Here is a 2,654-nt window from a genome sequence, read left to right as displayed (position 1 = left end):
GGGGACACCGGGGGAGGCGCGGGGGGCGACCTCGTGGCCACCGTCGACGTGCGGCCCTACGGCGGGCCCGACGGCGAGGACTGGTTCATCGTGTCCGACCTGGGGTGCGCGGTCGGCGGGGCCGGCGGTATCGGCAGCCGTGAGGAGGGCGTCGTCCTCGGGGTCGGCGGGGCGTCCACCACGCTCGCCGGGATCACCGTACGGACCCCGGTCACCACGGCGCTCGACCTCGGCACCGGCTCCGGGATCCAGGCCCTGCACGCCACGCGGCACGCCACCAGGGTGACCGCGACCGACGTGAACCCGCGCGCGCTGCACATCACAGCGCTCACGCTCGCGCTGTCCGGTGCCCCGGTGGCCGACCTGCGTGAGGGCTCGCTGTTCGAGCCGGTACGGGACGACGAGACGTACGACCTGATCGTGTCCAACCCGCCCTTCGTGATCTCTCCCGGCGCCCGGCTCACCTACCGCGACGGCGGCATGGGCGGGGACGACCTGTGCCGCACGCTGGTGCGGCAGGCGGGTGAGCGGCTGAACGAGGGCGGGTTCGCGCAGTTCCTCGCCAACTGGCAGCACGTGGAGGGCGAGGACTGGCAGGACCGCCTGCGCTCCTGGGTGCCGCGCGGGTGCGACGCGTGGATCGTGCAGCGCGAGGTGCAGGACGTCACGCAGTACGCCGAACTGTGGCTGCGCGACGCGGGCGACCACCGTGCGGACGCCGTCGCGTACCAGGCGCGGTACGACGCGTGGCTCGACGAGTTCGAGGCACGCAAGGTCAGGGCCGTCGGATTCGGCTGGATCGCCCTGCGGAGGACCGGTGCCGCCGAGCCGTCGATCACGGTGGAGGAGTGGCCGCATCCGGTCGAACAACCGCTCGGCGACACCGTGCGCGCGCACTTCGAGCGTCTCGACTACCTGCGCGGGCACGACGACGCGGCCCTGCTCGCCGGGCACTTCAGGCTCGCCCGGGAGGTCGTCCAGGAGCAGGTCGGACTGCCGGGCGCGGAGGACCCCGAGCACGTGGTGCTGAGGCAGAACCGTGGCATGCGCCGGGCCACCAAAGTGGACACGGTCGGCGCGGGCTTCGCCGGGGTGTGCGACGGCACGCTGAGCGCGGGCCGGATCCTCGACGCCATCGCGCAACTGGTCGGCGAGGACCCGGTGCTGCTGCGCGACCGGACCCCGGCGCAGATCCGGCTGCTGGTGCAGCAGGGCTTCCTCGAACCGGCCGGGTGAGGCCCGGGGTCCGCCGGGTGACGTGTCTCACACGCTGTTGTCGGCCTCTGCCCGCGGCGGATGGTGCGCATCCGCACCTCTGATTCACATGTGCCCGATCTGACAGGATTGCTCCGCGAAAGGTCTCCTGTCAGTGGTGCGTGCGAAGCTATTTTCAAGAGACGGATTCCACGCGTCCTCGGGGGAGGCGCGCTGTCTCGGGGATCGGGGGACGTGATGGCGGGGGAGACACCGGACCAGGGTCAAAACAGGATCATCAGCGGCCGGTACCGGCTGCTGCGCACGCTCGGCGCGGGCGGCATGGGCCGCGTGTGGCTCGCGTACGACGAGGAGTTGGCCTGCGAGGTCTCCATGAAGGAGATCGCGCTGCCCGACCTGCCGATGGACGCCACCGAGCCGGCTCAGAGGATCGCGCGAGCCCGCAGCGAGGCCAGGCACGCGGCACGTCTGCGCGGCCATCCGCACGTGGCGACGGTGCACGACGTGGTGGTGCACGAGGGGCTGCCCTGGATCGTCATGGAGTACGTGCCGGACGCGATCGACCTCCATGCGGTCGTCCGGCACTCGGGACCGCTCGAGCCCCGACAGGTCGCGCGCATCGGGCTCGCCGTCCTCGACGCACTCACCGCGGGCCACCGGATCGGCATCCTGCACCGCGATGTGAAACCGGCCAACATCCTTCTGGCGGCGGACGCCTCGGGCGACCCCCACGCGCGCGTGCTGCTCACCGACTACGGCATCGCGCTCCAGCCGGAGTCCCGCGAGCCACGGCTCACGGCCACGGCCGGCATCCTCGGCACACCCGGGTATCTGGCACCGGAGCGTGCACGGGGCGAGCCACCGACACCGGCCGCGGACCTGTTCTCGCTCGGCGCCACGCTGTACGCGGCGGTCGAGGGCCGCGGCCCCTTCGACCGCCACGGCGAGTACGCGACCCTGACGGCCCTCCTCGGCGAGGAGCCCGCGCCGCCGGTCCGCGCGGGCGAACTCGCGCCCGTACTGCACGGGTTGCTCATCAAGGACCCGGTGCGCAGGCTGTCGCCGGAGGCCGTGGCGCGCGGTCTGGAGCGGGTGGTGGACACCGAGAGCGGGCCACTGCCGGGCAGTGCGACGCCGCCCGCCTGGCCGCCCACGTCCGGCAGCACCCCGGCGCCCATGCCCAGCCACGCGCCCACGCCCACCCCGGCGCCCGCGCCAGGGGGCTTCGGCCCGCCGCCGGGGTACGTGGCGAGCGCCCCGCCCGGGTATGTGGCGGCCGCACCCGGAGGCGGCCCGACACCGGGTGCACCGCACACACCGGGCACGCCCGGGGCGCATCACACGCCGGGCACGCCGGGCGCGCACCCCACCACCCCTGGCGCCCCGGGAGCGCAACACACGCCGGGGGGCCCGCCGACACCTGGGGCGCCGCCCACGCC

The 2,654-nt window shown here is 74.0% G+C and carries 2 protein-coding genes; both read left to right on the top strand.

What is annotated here, in order from left to right; all coding sequences use genetic code 11:
- Positions 1 to 1,236, top strand: a 1,236-nt coding sequence (locus FNH08_RS48635; RefSeq protein WP_152778300.1) for a methyltransferase, incomplete at its 5' end; no start/stop codon positions are given.
- 216 nt (positions 1,237 to 1,452) lie between these two features.
- Positions 1,453 to 2,654, top strand: a 1,202-nt coding sequence (locus FNH08_RS48630) for a serine/threonine-protein kinase (RefSeq protein WP_152778298.1), incomplete at its 3' end; no start/stop codon positions are given.

Source organism: Streptomyces spongiae (genome assembly GCF_009377185.1).
Taxonomy (GTDB): domain Bacteria; phylum Actinomycetota; class Actinomycetes; order Streptomycetales; family Streptomycetaceae; genus Streptomyces; species Streptomyces spongiae.
Note: the sequence above shows the minus strand (reverse complement) of the source record. Positions and strands in the feature narration are given on the sequence as shown.